This window comes from Coprococcus sp. RTP31081st1_H1_RTP31081_211007 (assembly GCF_040227275.1).
In the GTDB taxonomy this organism is placed as follows: Bacteria; Bacillota; Clostridia; order Lachnospirales; family Lachnospiraceae; genus Coprococcus; species Coprococcus aceti.
This window is the reverse complement of the sequence record NZ_JBEHVP010000002.1, coordinates 152189-174063: the sequence shown is the minus strand read 5'-3', so window position 1 is coordinate 174063 and position 21875 is coordinate 152189. Positions and strand designations below refer to the sequence as shown.

Here is a 21875-nt window from a genome sequence, read left to right as displayed (position 1 = left end):
TTATGAATAATTCCATGATAGTATTTATACTTGGCCAGATCATAAGACTTGAGGGTCTGCTCATGATCATTCCATGCCTGACATCTCTCATATATCAGGAACATGAAATATTTGCGTTCCTTATAGTCATAATATCATGTCTTGTGATAGGAACGCTTATGACACTTAGAAAACCGGCAAATCAGACCATATATCTCAAAGAGGGATGTGTAGCCACGGCATTCAGTTGGATACTGCTCAGTATATTTGGCTGCATGCCATTTGTCATTTCAGGGGAGATCCCTTCATTCACAAATGCACTGTTTGAGACCATATCGGGATTCACCACAACGGGAGCCAGCATACTGAGCGATGTGGAGAGTATGTCACACGGCATGATGCTGTGGAGATGCTTTACCCACTGGATAGGCGGTATGGGAGTTCTGGTGTTCCTGCTTGCCATCATTCCGATGAACAGTGCGTCCGGTTCAAATATGAACCTGATGAAGGCGGAGAGCCCGGGGCCATCCGTTGGAAAGCTTGTTCCAAGACTCAAGCACACTGCCAGGATATTGTATGTTATCTACTTCGGAATGACGGTTCTGGAGGTCATTTTCCTTATGTTTGGACATATGTCATTGTTCGATGCTCTGTGTACGGCATTTGGAACAGCCGGAACAGGCGGTTTTGGAATAAAGAACGACAGCTTTGGAAGCTTCTCACCATATATACAGTGGGTTGTAACTGTGTTCATGATATTGTTTGGTGTGAATTTCAACTTTTATTATTTTGTGCTGTTCAGGAACATCCGAAAGGCACTTTCCATGGAGGAGGTCAGGACATATCTGCTGATAATACTCGGTGCAATAACGATAATAACTCTGAGCCTGATGCAGACTATGGCAAATATCGGAGATGCTATAAGACATGCGGCCTTCCAGGTGGCATCGATCATCACCACGACGGGTTACGCATCGGCGGATTTTGACCAGTGGTCACAGACCTGTAAGACGGTGCTGGTCATACTGATGTTTGTCGGAGCTTGTGCGGGAAGCACCGGTGGCGGTATGAAGGTGTCGAGACTCGTGATAATGTTCAAGACCGTTGTCAAGGAGCTGAGTTCGTATTTCCATCCGAAGAATATCAAGAAGATAAACATGGATGGCAAACCGGTGGAGCACGAGGTAGTCAGGGCGGTAAATGTATACTTCATCACGCTGATGGGAATATTTACCCTGTCTGTATTTCTTGTGTCCCTTGAGGGCAGGGATCTGGTGACCAACTTCACTGCGGTGGCATCGTGTCTCAACAATATAGGACCGGGTCTTTCCGAGGTAGGACCTACCAGAAACTTTGGCGGGCTGACGGGATTTACCAAGTATGTTCTGATGTTTGACATGCTTGCGGGACGACTGGAGCTCTTCCCATTGCTGCTCATATTCAATCCTGGCGTGTACAGGGACATGATCATGGGGGCATGGAGAGGCATAAAGCGAAGAAGACAGGAGAGAAGAGCGAACTGATAAATGTTATCATTACAAATGGCGGGCAGGTTATTGACATATGTTGGCAATTTGGATATACTCAGAAACAGTTAGACACACCTAACTATAGCTCTTCCAATCATTTTATAAAGAAAAGGCGGGGACTTCTCACATAGTGAGGGTTCCCGTTTTTTTTATGACTTAAATTTCCTTACAAAGAAGTTTAGAATGGAATAAAGATATGAGTATTTGTTATAATGTACATACATTTGGTGTGGATAAGGAGTAATGCGATATGGAGAACGAAAAAGAATCTGTAAAAGTACTTATAGTGGACGACGAGCAGGACATCAGAACGTTGCTCAATATATATCTCAAGAGACTTGGATACGATGTTGTGGAGGCTGCCGATGGAGTTGAGGCTGTCGAGACCGTGCGTGCGGACAAGGACATCGATCTCATAGTTATGGACATAATGATGCCAAAGCTTTCAGGTACTGAGGCATGCCAGCAGATCAGAGAGTTTTCATCTATCCCAGTCCTCTTCTTGACGGCGAAGACGAAGGAGCCGGATCAGAACGAGGCATACGATGTGGGTGGCGATGATTTCCTGGCAAAGCCATTCACCCAGAGCGAGTTTAACCGCAAGGTGAATGCTCTTATCAGAAGATACAAGGTGTACCGCGGAAAATCAGAGACCGATCCAAAGAATATCTCAGTCGGCAATATAAATATTGACTCATTTAAGAGGATTGTGATCAAGAACGGTGAGGTCATCAAGCTCACCGACAAGGAGTATGCACTTCTGTTCTTCCTGGTGGAGCACAGAGGAAAGCCATGGTCACTCGAGGCACTCTACGAGAATATATGGCAGGAGAAGTATCTTCCTTCATCTTCCAATACGGTCATGGTACACATACTCAGACTCAGACAGAAGATAGAGGACAACTCAGCGCAGCCTGAGATCATTAGGACCATATATGGAAAGGGATATCAGGTAGACTGATATGAAGATGCCATTTAAGCGGACACTCAGGGTAAAGCTGTTTGTGATCATACTGCTTGGGCTAATATTGTCCATATCGGCTTTTTTTGCAGGAACATTTGCACTGAACAGCTACATGAAAAATGTATACATGAGTGACACGAATACACAGAAGAGATCCGCCAGACAGATCCAGAGCTTTGCTTCATATGTGACCAGCCATTCCATAAAGGCTACGGATACGCAGGCACTCAGGGCATGGCAGGAGCAGCACGACAATGTGTACATACTGATTTATAACAACAATGATATAGTATTCGACTCTGACTGGATGATAGAGAAGAAAGGCGCATACAAATATGTCATAACGAATTCGGAGACTGGTGAGATAATCATTCTGTTACAGGACAACTATGGAAATATCAGAAAGATCAAGAGGAAGGCATCCTCGAGCAGCGAATCCCAGAAGAAATCCGATGCGGTGACCGCGGATGAGGGAGCTTACTACGGCAATTCCAGCATGCTGCGAGGAGACCTCAATGAATTTGACTACGATTTCTATCCTGTGCTATTCAAGGATGGAGTGTTTGATGTCTGCATAGTTGACTATTCGGATGATACGATCAAGGATGTCGGAGAGATAGCGATATTTGTCATATGCTGTATCCTGTTCATCGGTGTGATAATAGTCTATTTCGGAAGAGAGATAGGCAGAATGAGACGCCTCACAAATGAGGTCATGGATATCAAGGATGTGGATATCAATGGGCCGATAACAATACACGGTCAGGATGAGATCTGTATGCTGGCGGAGAATGTAGACACCATGAGGCAGACCATTATTGAGCAGCTCAGCAGGGAGCGTGAGGCATGGCAGGCGAACAGTGATCTGGTCACAGCCATGGCCCATGATATAAGAACTCCGCTCACAGTCATGGCGGGATATCTGGAGCTCATGCAGAACAAGGAGTATTCATCCCAGGAGGAGCTTGACGAATACATAAGGATAAGTGCTGAGAAGGCGGAGCAGCTCAGGACGATGTCGGACAAGATGTTCAGATACTTCTATGTATATTCAAAGGGCGGTGAGGATCTCAACATGGAGATGTTCCCGGCGGGGCCGTTCCTTGACCAGATGCTTGGAGAGTATGTTGTGCTCCTGGGCGAGAATGGATATCAGTTCGACATTGATATCTCGGACAAGGAAGCCGAAATTTACGTTGATCTTCAGGGTATGAAGAGGATAACCGACAATGTATTTACCAACATCAGAAAGTATTCGGACAAATCAAAAAGCATAGATATAAGGGTATATATAGATCGGAGAAAGGTAAGAATTTATTTCAGAAATTATATAAATCCGGAAAGCAGCAAGGCTGAGAGCACACATATAGGTACTTTGACATGTCAGAAGATGGCGGAGGAGATGAATGGATCATTTACGACCTGCAAAAAGGGCAAGGTGTATGAGGCGACACTCATACTGCCTAACATGTTGGATAACGATGACTCACATGTTCCGACTCAGGGACTTACAGCTATACTGTCACGCAAATAATAAACGGAGATCCTCTGTACACAGTTCAGAGAATCTCCGTTTTTGTACATAGAAAAAAGCAATGCTACACATTATACCGATAGAGGAAAAAACAGGAGGAACAGATATGAATATATTATTTTATGATACAAAGCGTTATGACATGGAGTCGTTCGATTCGATAAAAGATCAGTACGACAAGCTGACCATAGATTATGTGGACACAGATCTGTCGGTGAAGACCGCAAGACTTGCAAAGGGGTATGACGCCATATGTGCATTTGTCAGCTCGGATGTGAGTGCACCCGTTGTGAATGCGCTGAGTGATGCGGGCGTGAAGCTTATACTGATGAGATGCGCGGGCTTCAACAACGTGGATATGGATGCGGCAAAAAAATGCGGTATAACTGTGATGAGGGTTCCGGGCTATTCGCCTGAGGCTGTGGCGGAGCATGCGATGGCACTTGCCATGGCGGTGAACAGGAGACTGCACAAGAGCTATATAAAGGTGAGGGAGAACAACTTCAGTCTGGTCGGACTTACAGGCATGAACTTCTACGGCAAGACAGCCGGTATCATCGGAACCGGTAAGATCGGGGCTGCCATGGCGAGGATATGTCATGGATTTGGAATGGATGTGATCGCCTACGATATGTATAAGAATCCGGACCTTGATTTTGTCAGATATGTGGAGCTCCCTGAGCTTCTGGCGGGATCTGATCTTATATCGCTTCACTGTCCGCTGACCGACGAGACCTACCATATGATAAATGAAGAGACCATTGGCATGATGAAGGATCACGTGATCCTGGTGAATACCTCCAGAGGTGCACTCATCAAGACCGACGATCTCATAGCAGGGATCAGAAGTAGAAAATTCTTCGGAATCGGGCTGGATGTATACGAGGAGGAGACTCCAAATGTATTTGAGAACAGGGAGGATGACATACTGGAGTCCTCGATCACTGCGAGACTGTTGTCATTTCCAAATGTGATAGTGACGTCTCATCAGGGATTCCTTACAGAGGAGGCACTGGAGGCGATAAGCAGGACCACTCTGGACAATGCCATGGATTTCCTTAATGGGTCTGTAAATGAATCGAATATTGTGTTATGATGTGATGACAGGATATTGTGAGAGAAATTGAGGTTGACTATATGAATATAAATGAGGTTTTTAGCGGGCTTGATAAGCTGTTCGCAGAGAACAGACTGCCGGAGGTGGAGAGATACCTTACCCAGGCACTCAGCGATGCTGAATATGAAAAGGATACTGATTCCATGCTTGCGATATACAATGAGCTTATCGGTTTTCACCGCACCACGGGAGAACACGACAAGGCACTGTATTTTTGCAGGCAGGTCATGAGGCTCGCTCATAAGATGGGGATTGAAGATACAGTTCCATATGGAACCGCTCTCATGAATATTGCAAATGAGAACAGGGCTGCAGGTAACCTGTTGGAAGCCCTGTCCTATTGCAGGAAGGTGTATGACATATATTCGGAGCAGCTCGGTCCATATGATATATTGCTGGCGGGTTATTATAACAACGTGGCGCTCATTTATCAGGAGCTTGGCGATTACGACAAGGCTGTTGATGCACTGGAGCACGCGCTCAGCATCATAGAAAGACATGAGAATGCCGGTACGGAGATTGTTGCCACATATGCCAATCTCGGAGAGAGCCTTCTCAGGGCAGGTCGGCTCAAGGAAGCTCAGGACAAGCTGACGGAGGCGGTGCGCAGATATCAGCTCAAGGGTGTCAGAGGATATCACTACAGTGCTGCGCTGTCTGCTGTTGCAGAGGTGTGGTACAGACAGGAGGACTACCAGCAGGCACTCAAATTTTATCAGCTTGCGGCAGAAGAACTCTACAGTGTCTATGGGGACAATGATACATACAGAGTTATAATGAATAATATAGAGACGGTAAAGGCGAAGCTTCAGCAGCAATGATAACAGGGAGGAAGTGGAAGAGCTTCCTCCCTGTTGCGTATGTAGACAGATAATCTGAAGGATGGGAGAACGAGATGAATTATAATGACAAGGTAATGGACGTTATAGATGAGGTGAAGAAGGTCGTCATAGGCAAGGATGTGTGTATTGCCAAGATAATGGCGGCGATAATCGCAGGTGGTAACATTCTCATGGACGATGTACCGGGAGTCGGCAAGACGACGATGGCTCTTGCATTTGCAAATGCAATGGGGCTCCAGAACAAGAGAGTCCAGTTTACACCGGATGTCCTTCCGGGAGATATAACGGGATTTACGATGTACGACAAGGCGACAAATCAGTTTGTGTACAGACCGGGTGCTGTTATGTGCAATCTGTTCCTCGCAGATGAGATAAACAGAACATCTCCAAAGACACAGTCGGCACTTCTCGAGGTTATGGAGGAGGGACATGTGACTGTGGATGGAGTGACATATCAGGTTCCGGATCCATTTATAGTAATTGCCACGGAGAACCCTATCGGCAGTGCCGGAACACAGCTTCTTCCTGATTCCCAGCTCGACAGATTTATGGTGTGCCTTAAGCTGGGATATCCATCCATAGAGAGCGAGCTGGATATAGTTAAGGGAAGAACCTCCGCTGATGGCTTTCAGGATGTACAGCCTGTAATAGGTGCGTCTGAGCTGCGGCTTATCAGGGAGGAAGTAAAGCATGTCAAGGTCAGCGATGACGTGTATTCTTATATAGGCCAGCTTGTTGTTGGAACCAGAGAGAATCCAAGCCTTGAGCTAGGAGTGAGTCCAAGAGGAACGATAGCCCTCACCAAGATGGCGAAGAGCTGGGCATATATAAGCGGGAGAGATTTTGTCATACCTGAGGATGTGCAGATGGTGTGGACGGACGTCATAAGACACAGGATAGTCTTAAGTGCCAAGGCAAGGGTGAACCACATAACACAGGAGGCTGTGCTCAAGGACATAATGGAGAGGGTGTACAAACCGTCGGTTAGACGAAGAAGTTCGGCGAAAAAGTAGCATGAGATTTGGAAGCGTGTAGTGGTAGGATGTCGTATGAGACGAGGAATATTGTATATTGTCCTGATAGGGGCATGTGTATATATAGGAATAATCAATAAAGAAAAATCATACTTTTTCGCAGCGGTGATCATGACTGCTGTCATGCTGAGTCTTATAGCCGGGCTGATCGTGCGATACATAAGAACCAGTGTTAAGATGCAGATGAATATACCTGTGGTTGAGAAGAACAGTACATTTTGTCCGGAACTTGCGGTATCTGCCACCGGTGGTCAGGTACCCCATGTGGCAGCGGTGTTCAGTGTTCTTGCTCCGGGTATGAAGAAAAAGAAGAAGAGTACATTTGAACAGATAGATGACAGGTATGGAAAGTGCGTGGGAAAGATGAAGCTGGATGTCAGCGGAAGATACGAGATAAAGGCATCGGGCGTCAGGATATATGATGCTTTCCATATTTTCTCGATCAGGAAAAAGGTTGGTGGAACGGCGTACATTTACGTATTGCCTCAGTGCTATCTCGTTCCGGTGGAGGTCACGAAGAACACAAGAGATTTTGTGACGGACAGTGATGTATATTATTCGGATGTGAGAAGCGATGACTCGACCGAGGTGTATCAGGTGAGAGAGTACAGACCTGGAGACAGGATGACCCGTATCCACTGGAAGTTGTCGGCCAGACAGGATGAGATAATGGTCAGGGATACATCAAAGGCATTGTCGTGTCCGGTCATCATCTGTATGGATCTCGATGGAAGAAACTGCCGTCACTATGGACAGGCAATGTCTGTTGCGCTGGAATCCATGGTATCGGTGAGCTTTTCACTGATAGATGTTAAAGTCCCTCACTTTATAGCGTGGTATGATCCGGAGGAGATGTCCATAACGAGATACCGCATAGTCCGTGAGGAGGATGTGTACGATGCCGCTGCAAGGTTGTCGTATGTGGATGCCAGGACAAATGACAGCTACGATGTGATAGGAATGTACAGAGAGAGATACAGAGGTGAGGATTTCACAAGCTTCATCGACATAGACATGAATGGCAATATAGAGTGTGGAGATGAAAGTTTTCAGGTGGGATTTGAAACCATAAAGGAGGATCTTGCAAAATCCTATATCACGGTGTAGATTCTCCAGGCATCATCATAGAATTACAGAGGTGTGGAATTGAGAGTTGTTTTGGGACTGGCTGTATGGGCGTTGTCGCTTGGTATGACATACCTTGTGGGCGATATCGCATACAGCTCGGATATAAATAAATATATGGACTCCACCAATCTTGTGGGTGCGTATATCATAGGAAGTCTGGTGATAGCACTGGTTTATTCTCTGTGGTACATTTTGAGAAAAGAACAGAGGATACTGGATATTGTGGTTCCGGTTACTGTGTTGCTGGGATGGGGGCTTGCCAGAAGAAAGCTGCTCTATGCCGGAGGAAAGGGCATGGTATACAGCATAGCATATGATCTGAAAAAGGTTTATGGGATAAAGACAGGACTCATAGATCTTGACTATGTCAGCGTGAGTGCTGTGACGGAATTTGTGCTTTTTATAGTGGCGGTGTCAATGTTCTTTGCCACTTATATGATATACAGGTGTAACAGTCTGATGATAGCTATCGGACTTGCATTTTTGTTTATGCTTGCTGGCGCAACACTCAGTGTACCTGTGAGTGCACCCGGAGTAGTGCTTACTGTATTGTCACTTATCGTGGCGAGATATGTTCTCATGAGAATGGGACAGCCGCTGTCGGTGGTGTGGAACATTGCAGTTCCTGTGACGGTATTTGCCGCGTGTCTTGTTGTCACCCTTCTTGTATATGACAGCGTATACGACAGAGGTGTGAAGGAACAAGGGAAACTGCTCGACATGGTGGACAACATGGAATATTTTCTGTCGGGGGAAAGTAACAAAGGATATTCAGGTTACTATAAGGTGGATGATTCTGAGGTCAATCCCGGTGATGAAGTTGTGGATGAGATAATCAGGGAGGATAAGCCTCAGGGAAATCTCTACGTCAAGTCGAGAAGCTATGTTACATATGAGAATGGGTCGTGGCACGGAAGGGCGGATGGACACAGCCCTGATGATGAGGTCATGGTGTATTATGATAAGGATACATTTGCAAGATACGAATCAGAGATACAGGGATATGCGCCAGATAAGAAGTTTTCCAATGCGGTCATGGACAAATTGGTGACATATATAAGACAGCATATGTCATATACCACAGCACCAAAGAAATTTACCGAGGGTGAGGATCCAGTCAACAGTGCGATGTATGACGTTCATGAGGGATATTGTGTTCACTTTGCTTCTGCGGCGGCGGTGGGCTTCAGGATACTGGGAATCTCCACCGTGTATAATACAGGTTATGTGGTGCCGTCGTCTGCGTGGATAAAGCAGTCGGATGGAACATACCGTGCGGTGGTTCTGGATAAATACAGTCATGCGTGGATTGAAGCGTACAGTGAGGATGACGGTGACTGGGTGATCGTGGATGCCACACCGCTTGGAGACAGGGCGGATACTTTGGGGATACCGAAGGAACCGGATTACAGCGGTGATAATACTGCGGACAATTCATCGGATGATACAGAGGAGCCGGAGACTTCTGAGGAGACTTCAAGTCCGGATGTAACAACGGAGGCGACAACTGATTCGACAACCCAGATGTCAGAGAATACAGAAGTCACTACGGAGACGGATGGTGATTCTTCAAATGGCACAGGAGAAAATGGCAATCAGGTCGATGTCCCGAATGATGGCAGTGGAGATGCGCAGTCGGGATCACCAGGGGATGCCGGGGATGGTCTGTCGGAGCTTGTACAGAACAGAGTGTTCAGAACAGTCGTTGTTGTGCTTGCCGTGATACTGATATTGTGGGGCGCAGTCATCTTCAGAAGAAGGACGATAGTTGCGCGCAGGAGACGCAGGCTTGTGGGAAGAAACAGGATATCAGCTATATACGAGATGTCCACGGCGATGTATGATATGATGGTGTTTTCTGGTGCCATAGAGAACGTCAGTGAGAACGACACGGAGTATGCCGACACTGTAACGGAGTCGTGCAGCTTTATAAAGGGCGATGAGTTCACAGAGTTTATAAAATGGGTTCAGGCTGCTGTATACGGACGCGTTGAGCCGGATGACAGGCAGATCGCGGCTGCCAGAAAGCTGTATACAAAGGTAAGGGCATACACATATCTTGGCCTTGGGTTCAAGGACAGGTTTGTGTGGAAGTATGTAAAGTGTTACGACTGCGGAGGACGCAGAAGGAAGAGATAACATAATTTGTCACGAAAGAAGTAGTATTTAAGATGGAATTTAGAAAAGGGTTAAAGGATGGAATACCGATAGCACTGGGGTATTTCGCAGTAAGTTTTAGTTTTGGTCTGCTGGCGGTAAAGGGCGGACTCACAAGTTTTCAGGCGGTCATCATAAGCCTGACAAATGTAACCAGTGCGGGACAGTTTGCAGGACTCAAGATTATCCTTGCAGGGGGAACGCTGGTTGAGATGATACTCACCCAGTTCATAATCAATCTGAGATATTCTCTCATGAGCCTGTCACTTTCACAGAAGCTTGGGGAGGCAGTTGGAATCAAGGAGAGACTCGTAATAGCATTTGCAAATACTGACGAGATATTTGCGGTGGCGATGGGCCATGTGAAGGAATTGACATTTGGGTATATGATAGGACTTCAGCTCCTTCCGATAGTCGGCTGGACGGGCGGAACGCTGTTCGGTGCGGTGGCATCCGGGATCCTTCCGAAGTCCATCAGCAGCGCATTAAGCTTGGCACTCTATGGAATGTTCGTTGCCATAGTCATGCCGGTCGCTAAGAAATCGAGACCGGTTGCCATAGTTGCGCTTGTGGCGGCAGCCATATCATGCGTGTTGTATTACGTTCCGATATTCAAATTCATATCGACGGGAATCGCCATAATCATAAGCACTGTGGCAGCGTCTGTGATCGGAGCTATATTCTTCCCTGTGGGAGCTGAGAAAGAGGAGGTGCAGTGATGAATATATACATATATATAATAACCATGGCGGTTGTCACCTACCTCATAAGAATGGTGCCGCTGGTGGCGTTCCGCAAGAAGATAGAGAACAGATTCGTCAATTCATTCCTCTACTATGTGCCGTATTCATGTCTCACGGCGTTGACACTTCCGTCTATACTATACAGTACGGAGAGTGTCATAAGCGCTGTGTGTGGATTTGCGGTTGCACTCATACTTGGAATAAAGCAGAAGGGACTTATAGTTGTGGCTGCTGCGGCGTGTGTGACGGTGTTCGTGGTTGAGTGGATATTAAAACTGATGTAGAAATTTATGATGTCTGGAGATTTGGACCGGATGGCTGAATATGATAAAACGATAAGAAGGAGGTAAGCAGGAAATACCTGTGTATGATATATGAGATTTCCGAAATTTATAAAAAGGGGCGATACGATAGGTTTCGTTGCACCATCATTTGGCTGTGATACAGAGCCGTATAAGACTGCATTTGGCAGAGCGCAGGAGAACTTCAGGAATATGGGGTTTGGTATACAGATCGGGCCAAACTGTTATGTCGGAGAAGGCATAGGAATCAGCAACAAGCCGGAGCTGTGCGGTCAGGAGATAAATGACTATTACACATCGGAGAAGAACGATGCACTCATATCCTGCGGCGGCGGAGAGCTCATGTGCGAGATACTTAACTATGTTGATTTTGACAGACTGAGGGCAGCAGATCCGAAGTGGTTTATGGGATATTCGGACAACACAAATCTCACATTCCTGCTCACGACATTGTGCGATACGGCGTCCATATATGGTCCGTGTGCGGCGGCATTTGGACAAGAGCCGTGGCACCGATCAGTTGCGGATGCTATGGCGGTCCTTCAGGGACAGAAACTGTCATTTGCCGGATATGACGGATGGGAGAAGGAATCCCTCAGGGATGAGGAACATCCATTCCTGCCATACAACATCACAGAGCCAAGAGTGATAAAGGGCTATCCTGAGAAGTTCCAGGTGAGCGGGCGAATGATAGGCGGCTGCATGGACTGTCTGGTGAACCTTATAGGAACAAAGTTTGACCATGTTGGCGAATTCCTTGAGAGATATAAGGATGATGGATTTATCTGGTTCCTCGAGTCCTGTGATCTGAACGTCATGTCCATAAGACGAGCCATGTGGCAGATGGACAACGGCGGATGGTTCAGATACTGTAAGGGCTTTATGATCGGCAGACCGATGCAGTTCGGACAGGAGATGATGGGCCTTGACCAGTATCAGGCTGTGCTGGGGATCATAGGAAAATACAATGTGCCTGTCGTGATGGATGTGGATCTCGGACATCTGTCACCGATGATGCCTGTGGTATGCGGCAGCATGGGAACTCTTATGGTGGACGGCCAGGATATGAGTCTTTCCATGGAAATGAGGTAGAGAGAAGTCTGTTGGCTGTTTGATTGGCTGAAAAAGGCTGAAAATGGTTGAAAAAATAAAGGCAAAAAAAATAAAAAATACTATTGTGAAAAAAAATATATCGTGCTACACTAAGTGGCAGATAAGACAAAGGCATAGACGGAAAGAGTAGTGTGGTGGATGCATCCAGAGAGAGCTGCATATGTGAATCGGACTCAGATATGAATCAGACGTGAGCCAGAACATATGGTGGGAGCAGCTTATGATATATCACATGAAGACCACTCCCGAGCCGTGCGCGATATAAGCGTCACCGCGTAGCTGCGTTAAAGGCATAATTGAGTTAAAAGTTAAGGTGGAAACGTGCATACGCACCCTTAGATAGATTATATCTAGGGGTGCTTTTTTGTTGTTACATGCAATTTATTTTCACTTTATAAGAAGTAAGAAGGAGAACTGACATGGTTAATTTCAAAGAAGACGAACAGCTTAAGACACTGAATCATTCCTGTGCACATCTTATGGCACAGGCTATCAAGCATTTGTACCCACAGGCAAAGTTCTGGGTAGGACCGGTAGTTGCAGAAGGATTCTACTACGATGTAGATCTCGGCGATGACGTTATCAGAGGCGAGGAAGATCTCGCAGCCATCGAGAAAGAGATGAAGAAGATTGCCAAGAGTGGCAAGAAGATCATCCGCAAGGAGATATCCAAGGAAGAAGCTCTTGAGATGTTCAAGGATGACGAGTACAAGCTCGATCTTATAAATGGACTTGAGGATGGAACGATCACATGCTATGAGCAGGGTGATTTCACAGACCTCTGCCGTGGACCTCACGTAGACAATGTAAAGCTTTGCCGTAACTTTAAGCTCATCAGACATTCAGGAGCTTACTGGAAGGGCGACAGCAAGAACAAGGTTCTTCAGAGAATATATGGTGTGTGCTTCCCTACAAAGGAGGAGCTTGAGGAGCATCTTCAGTTACTTGAAGAGGCTAAGGAGAGAGACCACAGAAAGATCGGCAAGGACATGCAGCTCTTCATGGTTGATGACCTCGTAGGACGTGGACTTCCAATGTTCCTTCCAAAGGGATATACAGTATGGCAGGAGCTTGAGAACTACATCAAGCGCAAGGAGAGAAAGCTTGGCTATCTCCACGTTATGACACCTTGTGTAGGTACAGTAAACCTCTACAAGACATCAGGACACTGGGATCACTACAAGGACAACATGTTCCCGGCAATGGAGATGGAGGGAGAGTCATTTGTACTTCGTCCAATGAACTGCCCGCACCACATGATGATATATGCAAACAAGATGCACTCATATAAGGATCTTCCTATCAGGATCGCTGAGATCGCACACGACTTCAGATTTGAGGCAAGTGGTACACTCAAGGGTATTGAGAGAGGAAGACACTTCTGTCAGAACGATTCACATATATTTGTGACACCAGACCAGATCGAGGAAGAGTTTGCAGGAGTTGTTAAGCTCATATTTGACACATACAAGGATTTCGGAATCACAGATTACAGATGCGTACTGTCACTCCGTGACCCAGAGGACAAGGTAAAGTATCACGATGACGATGAGATGTGGAACAAAGCAGAGAATGCACTTAGAAAAGTTCTTGATGATATAGGAATCGATTACACAGAGGAGATCGGTGAGGCTGCATTCTACGGACCAAAGCTTGATGTAAATGTTAAGCCGGCCGTAGGAAATGAGTATACACTCTCGACATGTCAGCTCGACTTCTGTCTGCCAGCTAAGTTCGATCTGAAGTATATCGACAAGGACGGCGAGAAGAAGACACCTGTAGTTCTCCACAGAGCTATCCTTGGATCTCTCGACAGATTCATGGCTTACATCCTTGAGGAGACAAAGGGCAATCTTCCAACATGGCTTGCACCTGTACAGGTAAGAGTTATGCCTGTAAAGACAGACAACGAGGATCTTATGGCTTATGCTCACAAGGTTGTTGATGCCCTTGATGCCATCGATGTTCGTGTAGAGCTTGATGACAGAGCAGAGAAGCTTGGTTATCGTATGCGTGAGGGGCAGGTTCAGAAGGTTCCATACCTTCTCGTAATCGGATTCAACGAGGCTGAGAACGGAACAGTATCATACAGACTCCACGGTGAGGCTGACACAACAGTTCTTCCACTTGACGAGTTCGTACAGAAGATCGACACAGAGATCAAGACAATGGCTCACAAGTAAGAGTGAAAATTTTACACCACAGGTTCACTTACCCTGTCCGAAAGGACAGGGTATTATTTTTTGTAAATAAATGCGAGTGTGAGGGGGCACAGGATATGAGACAGGGATATAAGTTTATACGCGAGAGTGGCTGCGAGCATGACGATGATTATCTCAGTCATCTTTTTAACGATATTTTCTGCTGGACGAATGGCACATATAAGCTCTGTTATACACGCCCGGATATGGAGGCCGTGAACGGAGATAATATACTCGACATTGAGAATGGGGAGAATAAAATACTGTCATTTGATTATCATATGCAGCTCCTTGTATGCAAGAGAAATTACCGGGAAAATACAGAAAATGATAAGAAGGCAGATAACGAAGAAAGCGATAGAGATGAGTGGGAGACTTTGATAAATGCATCGGCATACGACTTTCCGAATGTCAGGCAGCTCAAGGCGGATATACGGACCATCCTGGACTCCAATATGGAAGATGCCCAGATCGTGAGGGATAATAGCGGAGAGCCATATGAAAAAGTGTTGTGTCTTGGGACGGAGGGGACATATGTGGAGGATGGATATGTTCTTCGAAGGATAAAAAGATATACGGAGCGCGACACGCCGGATATGTATGAGCTGGAGGTAGGAACAAATTGTGGTGTGGATTCTGGGATTGCTCAATTTTACCGTTTGACCGGCCTGAACAGGGAGGATATCCGCAGTCTGTATACATGCGTTACGAGATTCATAGAAAACGCTGAGGACTTGTATAATCACCGGCTGAAATTTCACCAGGATAGAGAAAAGCATAACAAGAGAATTGATGGCGAAGTTCTGATGTGCCTGGAGAACAGCTTTGAGCTTGTCACCGAAGGCGAAGAGCTGGCCAGTATCAAATATTGGGATTTTAGAGGCGAAAAGCTGACAGAGGAATATAATGCGAGGGTATGGTCTATAGATGGCGATGCTGGCAGTATTGACCTGGGAAGTGGTGAAATGCTGTATATGGATCAGATATATTCCATAGATAAAAAAAGCCCCACCGAGGAAATGTTGTGCATGGGTGTGGAGGAGATAGCCGAGGATTTCTGTGACAGCATACTTGTGAAGACGGTGACGATGCTGGATGATTTCGGAACCATGGAGGTATATGATCTCTGTGAAAAATATGGTGAATACATAGATAACAGGTATTATATGTACCGTGAGGAACACGGATTTGAGATGCCGGAAGATGTGTTCCCTGGGGATGGTGTAAAGCCGTATGTTGAGAAGGTCATACGGCTGTTGAAGTCAAAAGTATAAAAAATATAACAAAAGCATGTATATATGAATCTCAGCTGCCCTGCTGGAAATCATATATACATGCTTTTATGCTTTGATAGGGTAAATATGATTTAAATGCAATAGTTATCTGCCGCCTCAGGTCTTTCTGCCACAAGGTCAGCGATGGTGGTGGTGTCTACCACGTCCCGGATCGCTTTGTCCAGTCTGCGCCAGAGACCTATGGTGGAGCATCTTGCCTCGCGTTCGCACTGGAATTCATCTGCATCAAGGCACGCAACAGGAGATATGCCGCCCTCAGTGAGCCTTAAAACCATTCCAACTGTTATGTCTTCAGGGGCTTTTCGGAGAAGATAGCCTCCCTGCGGTCCTCTGGTGCTCTTCACCAGCCCACCGGAGTTCAGCACAGAAGTGATCTGCTCAAGGTATTTCTCGGAAATTTCCTCCTGTGCGGCAACATCCTTGATGCTCACTGGCTTGCCGTCTGTCCTCGATGCTATATTTATAAGAAAACGCAGAGCGTAACGCCCTTTTGTGGATACTTTCATAATATAAACCTCCCAAATGCCTGTATTTACTGATGATTTCACATCATTTACATGTCTATTATAACATCTGAAAAAAAACAATCAAGATAATTCATAAAAAACCTATTGACAAAGTGGGAATTAGGCTGTAATATACAGCTATGCTTAATTCATAGTTTCCGAGTAGGAATTATGTGAAAAGTAAAATAATCACAGAAATGATACGATCAAGTCAAATTTCAAAGACGAAAATCGAGAAAGAGGTGTTGATATGCTGGGAAGGACATTTAAACCACAGTATCTTAACGAAGACAGACGAATGTGTTTCATAGAAGTTATGTGTTTCATAGAAGTCATGTGTTGCTACTGTTAAAGCGAACACAGAACAAATAATCATGACACAGATATAAATAACAGATCATACATAATAGACAGAGAATAATAAAGAAGAGTATAATGCCACATGAGCTCATATACATGACAAGATGAATGGGCAGGTGCGCATGACAGATAAAATATTTGAATTTAAGGAGAATAAGATCATGGCAAAGAAGACAAGAGCAGAGAGAAATTTAAAGTTTGAGACATTACAGTTACACGTAGGACAGGAGACAGCAGACCCGGTTACGGATGCAAGAGCGGTACCAATCTACCAGACATCATCATTCGTATTCCACAACTCACAGCATGCAGCTGACAGATTTGCACTCAAGGATGCCGGCAACATCTACGGAAGACTTACAAACCCAACAGAGGATGTTTTTGAGAGAAGAATCGCAGCCCTCGAGGGTGGCGTTGCAGCACTGGCAGTTGGTTCAGGTGCAGCGGCAGTTACATATACAATTCAGAACCTTGCACTTGCAGGAGACCACATCGTAGCAGCAAAGAATATCTACGGCGGAACATACAATCTCCTTGCACATACACTCAAGGATTACAATGTAGATACAACATTCGTTGATCCACTTGATCCACAGGCATTTGAGGATGCTATCCAGGAGAACACAAAGGCCCTCTACATCGAGGTTCTTGGAAATCCTAACTCAGAGGTTTCAGATATCGAGACAATTGCAAAGATCGCTCACGCACACAAGATTCCGCTTGTGATCGACAGCACATTTGCAACACCATACCTTGTAAGACCTATCGAGTACGGTGCGGACATTGTAGTTCACTCAGCGACAAAGTTCATTGGTGGACACGGAACAACTATCGGTGGCGTTATCATCGACAGCGGTAACTTCGACTGGAAGGCATCAGGTAAGTTCCCACAGCTCACTGAGCCAAATGAGAGCTACCACGGTGTAAGCTTTGTAGACGCAGCAGGTCCTGCAGCATTTGTCACAAGGATCAGAGCTATCCTCCTCCGTGACACAGGTGCTACGATCTCACCAATACACTCATGGATATTCCTTCAGGGACTTGAGACACTGTCACTCCGTGTTGAGAGACATGTATCAAATGCACTCAAGGTAGTTGAGTACCTGAACAATCATCCACTTGTTGAGAAGGTAAACCATCCTTCAGTTTCAACAGATCCTGAGCAGCAGAGACTGTACAAGAAGTACTTCCCTAACGGTGGTGGTTCAATCTTCACATTTGAGATCAAGGGTGACGCAGAGACAGCCAAGAAGTTCATTGACAATCTGGAGATATTCTCACTTCTTGCAAATGTCGCTGATGTTAAGTCACTGGCTATCCACCCGGCATCAACAACTCACTCAGAGCTGAATGAGGCTGAGCTTATCGATCAGGGAATCAAGCAGAACACGATCAGACTTTCAATCGGTACTGAGAACATAGACGATATCATCGAGGATCTTGACGAGGCATTCAAGGCAATTCAGGAGTAATCGATATAAATAATGAATATAAGAGAAGACTACAAATAGTGAACATAATAAATATCAGGAAAGGTAATGGTACGATAATATGAGTAATATATATAAGAGCGCAGCAGAGCTTATAGGCAAGACTCCACTTCTGGAGCTTTCAAACATAGAGAAGAAGAATAATCTCAAGGCAAATATCCTTGCGAAGCTGGAGTACTTTAACCCAGCAGGAAGTGTTAAGGACAGGATCGCATTCCAGATGATCGAGGATGCTGAGAAGGATGGAACACTCAAGCCGGGGGCAACTATCATCGAGCCTACATCAGGTAACACAGGTATCGGTCTTGCATCCATAGCAACAGCCAAGGGTTACAAGGCTATCATCGTTATGCCTGAGACCATGAGCGTTGAGAGACGTAACATCATCAAGGCATACGGTGCTGAGATAGTTCTCACAGACGGAACAAAGGGAATGAAGGGAGCCATCGCAAAGGCTGATGAGCTTTCAAAGGAGATCCCTGGCAGCTTTGTAGCTGGACAGTTCGTAAATCCATCCAATCCAAAGGCACACAGACTCACAACTGGTCCTGAAATCTGGGAGGATACAGACGGCAAGGTAGATGTATTTGTAGCCGGTATCGGAACAGGTGGAACTATCACAGGCGTTGGCGAGTATCTGAAGGAGAAGAATCCAGATGTAAAGGTCATCGCCGTTGAGCCTGCCACATCACCAGTCCTCTCAAAGGGCGTTTCAGGAGCACACAAGATACAGGGAATCGGTGCAGGATTTGTTCCTGACACACTTAACACAAAGGTATATGACGAGATCATCGCCGTTGAGAATGATGACGCATTTGTAGCAGCAAAGGAGATCGCATCAGCAGAGGGAATCCTCGTAGGAATCTCATCAGGTGCAGCTTACTTTGCAGCAAAGCAGATCGCAGAGCGCCCTGAGTATGCAGGCAAGAATATCGTAGTACTTCTTCCAGACAGTGGAGACAGATATTACTCAACTCCGTTATTCGGCTAAATGGATATATAGTAATTGCTGTGATATAGAATTTATATGAAAAAGCCACCACATCGTGTTTTGATGTGGTGGCTTTTTTTGAAAGTACCCTTAATTAGCTGCATAAATAGTATACAATTGGATAACCTTAAAACTGATAGAACTTTGAGGGGAAATGCCCTTAATTGGGTTGACTTTCCCTTGAAATGTGCTAATATTTAAGGGAAAAGGAGTGGATTAAGGGAATGAGAACTTTTAATTACAGTAAAATAAAAGAAGAAAAATGGGATTCTGAAGTGCTTGGACTCATAGCTGCAATATATAGATATGCAGGTAAACAGGAACTGTATTTAAGACAGCGTCCGGATGAACTGGATAAGCTTGTTGAGATAGCAAAGATCCAGAGCACGGAGGCGTCCAATGCCATAGAGGGTATAGTCACAACAAATACAAGAATAAAGCAGTTGGTTGAGGAGAAGACCACACCGAAGAACAGAGCCGAGGAAGAGATAGCAGGTTACAGGGATGTGCTGGGGGTTATACATGAAAGCTTTGATGCAATACCTATAACTCAGAATTATATACTTCAGCTGCATAAGATGTTGTACAGTCATATGAATAACCCATTTGCCGGAAGAACAAAGACGGTGCAGAATTATATCAGCGCAACTTATCCTGATGGGCAAACGGAAGTCCTGTTCACGCCGATGGCTCCATTTGAGACACCGGAAGCGCTGGACAGGATATGTGGGGAATACAACAGGGTGATCGGTAATTTCGAGGTGGAGCCGCTGATCGTCATTCCTGTTTTCATACATGATTTTCTGTGCATACACCCGTTTAATGATGGCAATGGCAGAATGAGCAGACTGCTCACAACGCTTCTGCTATATAGAAGTGGATTCTATGTTGGAAAGTATATTTCCCTTGAGGCTAAGATCGCAGGGAATAAGGAGTTATATTATGAGTCGCTTGGGAAAGCCCAGGCAGGCTGGCACGAGGGCACAGAGGACGTGATCCCGTTTATAAAATATCTCCTTGGGACAATACTGGCTGCTTATAAGGATTTTGAGGAGCGCTTTGAAATCGTAGAGGAAAAGTTGCCGGCGATTGAGATGGTGCGAAAAGCAATACTGCTGAAAATAGGAAAGTTTACAAAGCAGGATATAATGGAACTTTGTCCGACCCTCAGCATCAGTTCGGTAGAGGGTGCACTCAGAAAACTCGTAAAAGAGGGCGATATAGGCAGAGGCGGTACAGGCAAGTCTACCTATTATGTCAGAATGAAATAACATATGCTTGTATTTTTTCCGTTAGCTTGTTAATCTATTGTACGAAACAGGAGATCAGTATGCATGGCAGAGTCTAATTGCCGGTACATTTGAGATGGTGGGCAGATTGGGATAAGACTGATCTGAATGAATTGATATTAGGGGAAAAGGGATATAAGACTATGAAAAAACTATCAGATAGACAGAAAACACTTATAAAATGGTTGTGCGTTCTGGCACTTGTAGGTCTTATCATTTACGTATTCCGTGACATGGCAGGCCCTATAATGTCGCAGCTTGTAAAGACAAGTCCTGTGGTTGTGGCAGCTATTCTCGGAGCGACGCTTTTATATGGAGTGATAGAGAGCTGCATAACGTTTATCCTCATGCGACAGGTGGAGAACAATATGACATTTTTCGATGCAAATATTATGACGTATTTTGTGTCATTTTACAGGGTGTCAACCCTTGGGAGCGGTACCATAGTGGCATCCACATTGTTCATGAAACACTGCGGAATACAGCCGTCGAAAGCGCTTGGTCTGTACTCTATTGATTATGCGATACACAAGATGACCATATGTGTTATGGCGGTGGCATTGTTTCTTGCGAACAGAGAATATATGCTTGGAGTGTTTGGCAAATACAGTTCATATGTTGTCCTCGGTGTTATAGCGACCATACTCATAACGATGGCGATAGTGCTCTTTGCGTGCTGGCCGCCGTTTCACAGATTCCTCAGATGGCTTCTTGAAAAAGCTGATGCTTTGTTTAAAGGACGATTTGCAAAGCAGATTGACAGTTTAAGTGGGCAGACAGCTATGATGGAGGATGCCACCAGGGTTGTACTTAAGAAACCGTGGCTTATAGTGGTAGTCATGCTGCTTGATATATGCAAGTTCGCGTGCTGGTTTGCCATACCTTATATAGTGTGTCACAACTTGTGTGATATGAATATTGTCACGTCAATAGGTATAACAGCCATGAGTGTCATGCTGGCGGCAGTCATTCCTATGCCGGGAGGAATCGGATCAAGTGAGCTTGTTATGACAGCGATCTATTCGGGACTTGTTGGTTCTGCTGCAGCCGGAGCCATGGCACTTCTCTATAGATTTGCCACATTCATGTTCCCTTTTATCATAGGTGCATTTACAGCCATATTCTTCAAGAGGTTCAAGAGATATAAGGCGGCGCAGAATGAAAAACAGGGAATCCCGGATGGCGATAGCATGGCGGATACAGACTCATAGCTGAACCGATAAATGAGTTTATAAAGAACCGATATATATCAATGGTCAGCAAGATGCATGGCAGGTGATATATATCGGCTGGTGAAGGGA

18 protein-coding genes are annotated in these 21875 nt (G+C 45.4%); 17 read left to right on the top strand and 1 reads right to left on the bottom strand.

Going from position 1 to position 21875, the window contains the following annotated elements:
- Positions 1 to 2: 2 nt before the first annotated feature.
- The 13 genes from ABUA31_RS04975 (at position 3) to ABUA31_RS04915 (ending at position 15917) form a co-directional block, all read left to right on the top strand.
- Positions 3 to 1502 carry a TrkH family potassium uptake protein gene (locus ABUA31_RS04975; RefSeq protein ID WP_117874842.1) on the top strand — a complete coding sequence of 500 codons (1500 nt, stop codon included), beginning with the start codon at positions 3 to 5 and terminating at the stop codon, positions 1500 to 1502.
- Between the two features lie 256 nt (positions 1503 to 1758).
- Positions 1759 to 2469 carry a response regulator transcription factor gene (locus ABUA31_RS04970; protein ID WP_015534035.1) on the top strand — a complete coding sequence of 237 codons (711 nt, stop codon included), beginning with the start codon at positions 1759 to 1761 and terminating at the stop codon, positions 2467 to 2469.
- Position 2470: 1 nt separating this feature from the next.
- The gene (locus tag ABUA31_RS04965; RefSeq protein WP_349819971.1) at positions 2471 to 4006 is read left to right on the top strand and encodes a HAMP domain-containing sensor histidine kinase; all 1536 of its coding nucleotides are present in this window, start codon (positions 2471 to 2473) and stop codon (positions 4004 to 4006) included.
- Between the two features lie 106 nt (positions 4007 to 4112).
- Positions 4113 to 5102, top strand: a complete 990-nt coding sequence (locus ABUA31_RS04960; protein WP_349819068.1) for a 2-hydroxyacid dehydrogenase — start codon at positions 4113 to 4115, stop codon at positions 5100 to 5102.
- Positions 5103 to 5143: 41 nt separating this feature from the next.
- Complete coding sequence (locus ABUA31_RS04955) at positions 5144 to 5944, top strand: tetratricopeptide repeat protein (RefSeq protein WP_015534032.1); 801 nt, start codon at positions 5144 to 5146, stop codon at positions 5942 to 5944.
- 74 nt (positions 5945 to 6018) lie between these two features.
- Positions 6019 to 6978 carry an AAA family ATPase gene (locus ABUA31_RS04950; RefSeq protein ID WP_015534031.1) on the top strand — a complete coding sequence of 320 codons (960 nt, stop codon included), beginning with the start codon at positions 6019 to 6021 and terminating at the stop codon, positions 6976 to 6978.
- A gap of 36 nt (positions 6979 to 7014) precedes the next feature.
- Entirely contained in the window at positions 7015 to 8106 is a 1092-nt protein-coding gene (locus ABUA31_RS04945; protein WP_015534030.1) for a DUF58 domain-containing protein, read from the top strand.
- Between the two features lie 39 nt (positions 8107 to 8145).
- A complete protein-coding gene (locus tag ABUA31_RS04940) occupies positions 8146 to 10266 on the top strand; it encodes a transglutaminase-like domain-containing protein (RefSeq protein ID WP_147360149.1) in 2121 nt (706 codons plus the stop codon).
- Between the two features lie 32 nt (positions 10267 to 10298).
- Positions 10299 to 11003 carry an AzlC family ABC transporter permease gene (locus ABUA31_RS04935; RefSeq protein ID WP_349818851.1) on the top strand — a complete coding sequence of 235 codons (705 nt, stop codon included), beginning with the start codon at positions 10299 to 10301 and terminating at the stop codon, positions 11001 to 11003.
- Positions 11003 to 11311, top strand: coding sequence for an AzlD domain-containing protein (locus ABUA31_RS04930; RefSeq protein WP_117874832.1), 309 nt, complete (start codon positions 11003 to 11005; stop codon positions 11309 to 11311). Before ABUA31_RS04935 ends, ABUA31_RS04930 begins: the two co-directional genes overlap by 1 nt.
- A 90-nt stretch (positions 11312 to 11401) precedes the next feature.
- Positions 11402 to 12421 (top strand): S66 family peptidase, encoded by a 1020-nt coding sequence (locus ABUA31_RS04925; RefSeq protein ID WP_349818850.1) that lies wholly within the window; start codon positions 11402 to 11404, stop codon positions 12419 to 12421.
- A 440-nt stretch (positions 12422 to 12861) separates the two neighbouring features.
- Positions 12862 to 14625 (top strand): threonine--tRNA ligase, encoded by a 1764-nt coding sequence (gene thrS / locus ABUA31_RS04920; RefSeq protein ID WP_055147116.1) that lies wholly within the window; start codon positions 12862 to 12864, stop codon positions 14623 to 14625.
- Between the two features lie 95 nt (positions 14626 to 14720).
- Entirely contained in the window at positions 14721 to 15917 is a 1197-nt protein-coding gene (locus ABUA31_RS04915) for a hypothetical protein (RefSeq protein WP_349818849.1), read from the top strand.
- A gap of 92 nt (positions 15918 to 16009) precedes the next feature.
- Here the strand turns inward: ABUA31_RS04915 and ABUA31_RS04910 are convergent, their stop codons facing one another.
- The gene (locus tag ABUA31_RS04910) at positions 16010 to 16444 is read right to left on the bottom strand and encodes an RrF2 family transcriptional regulator (RefSeq protein WP_015534027.1); all 435 of its coding nucleotides are present in this window, start codon (positions 16442 to 16444) and stop codon (positions 16010 to 16012) included.
- A gap of 521 nt (positions 16445 to 16965) precedes the next feature.
- Between ABUA31_RS04910 and ABUA31_RS04905 the strand changes: the two genes are divergently transcribed.
- From ABUA31_RS04905 to ABUA31_RS04890, 4 genes are all read left to right on the top strand, one after another.
- Entirely contained in the window at positions 16966 to 18276 is a 1311-nt protein-coding gene (locus tag ABUA31_RS04905) for an O-acetylhomoserine aminocarboxypropyltransferase/cysteine synthase family protein (protein WP_022058096.1), read from the top strand.
- A 79-nt stretch (positions 18277 to 18355) separates the two neighbouring features.
- Positions 18356 to 19285 carry a cysteine synthase A gene (cysK, locus tag ABUA31_RS04900; RefSeq protein WP_119998723.1) on the top strand — a complete coding sequence of 310 codons (930 nt, stop codon included), beginning with the start codon at positions 18356 to 18358 and terminating at the stop codon, positions 19283 to 19285.
- Between the two features lie 224 nt (positions 19286 to 19509).
- The gene (locus tag ABUA31_RS04895; protein WP_173796004.1) at positions 19510 to 20556 is read left to right on the top strand and encodes a Fic family protein; all 1047 of its coding nucleotides are present in this window, start codon (positions 19510 to 19512) and stop codon (positions 20554 to 20556) included.
- Between the two features lie 161 nt (positions 20557 to 20717).
- Entirely contained in the window at positions 20718 to 21785 is a 1068-nt protein-coding gene (locus tag ABUA31_RS04890; RefSeq protein ID WP_156327938.1) for a lysylphosphatidylglycerol synthase transmembrane domain-containing protein, read from the top strand.
- Positions 21786 to 21875: the final 90 nt, after the last annotated feature.

Excerpts from the sequence above, each read along its gene's own strand:
- ABUA31_RS04935 (WP_349818851.1), top strand. The coding sequence starts at position 10,299 with ATGGAATTTAGAAAAGGGTTAAAGGATGGAATACCGATAGCACTGGGG.
- ABUA31_RS04975 (WP_117874842.1), top strand. The coding sequence starts at position 3 with ATGAATAATTCCATGATAGTATTTATACTTGGCCAGATCATAAGACTT.
- ABUA31_RS04895 (WP_173796004.1), top strand. The coding sequence starts at position 19,510 with ATGAGAACTTTTAATTACAGTAAAATAAAAGAAGAAAAATGGGATTCT.
- thrS (WP_055147116.1), top strand. The coding sequence starts at position 12,862 with ATGGTTAATTTCAAAGAAGACGAACAGCTTAAGACACTGAATCATTCC.
- ABUA31_RS04970 (WP_015534035.1), top strand. The coding sequence starts at position 1,759 with ATGGAGAACGAAAAAGAATCTGTAAAAGTACTTATAGTGGACGACGAG.
- ABUA31_RS04910 (WP_015534027.1), bottom strand. The coding sequence starts at position 16,444 with ATGAAAGTATCCACAAAAGGGCGTTACGCTCTGCGTTTTCTTATAAAT.
- ABUA31_RS04905 (WP_022058096.1), top strand. The coding sequence starts at position 16,966 with ATGGCAAAGAAGACAAGAGCAGAGAGAAATTTAAAGTTTGAGACATTA.
- ABUA31_RS04930 (WP_117874832.1), top strand. The coding sequence starts at position 11,003 with ATGAATATATACATATATATAATAACCATGGCGGTTGTCACCTACCTC.
- ABUA31_RS04960 (WP_349819068.1), top strand. The coding sequence starts at position 4,113 with ATGAATATATTATTTTATGATACAAAGCGTTATGACATGGAGTCGTTC.
- ABUA31_RS04950 (WP_015534031.1), top strand. The coding sequence starts at position 6,019 with ATGAATTATAATGACAAGGTAATGGACGTTATAGATGAGGTGAAGAAG.
- ABUA31_RS04955 (WP_015534032.1), top strand. The coding sequence starts at position 5,144 with ATGAATATAAATGAGGTTTTTAGCGGGCTTGATAAGCTGTTCGCAGAG.
- ABUA31_RS04925 (WP_349818850.1), top strand. The coding sequence starts at position 11,402 with ATGAGATTTCCGAAATTTATAAAAAGGGGCGATACGATAGGTTTCGTT.
- cysK (WP_119998723.1), top strand. The coding sequence starts at position 18,356 with ATGAGTAATATATATAAGAGCGCAGCAGAGCTTATAGGCAAGACTCCA.
- ABUA31_RS04915 (WP_349818849.1), top strand. The coding sequence starts at position 14,721 with ATGAGACAGGGATATAAGTTTATACGCGAGAGTGGCTGCGAGCATGAC.
- ABUA31_RS04890 (WP_156327938.1), top strand. The coding sequence starts at position 20,718 with ATGAAAAAACTATCAGATAGACAGAAAACACTTATAAAATGGTTGTGC.
- ABUA31_RS04945 (WP_015534030.1), top strand. The coding sequence starts at position 7,015 with ATGAGACGAGGAATATTGTATATTGTCCTGATAGGGGCATGTGTATAT.
- ABUA31_RS04965 (WP_349819971.1), top strand. The coding sequence starts at position 2,471 with ATGAAGATGCCATTTAAGCGGACACTCAGGGTAAAGCTGTTTGTGATC.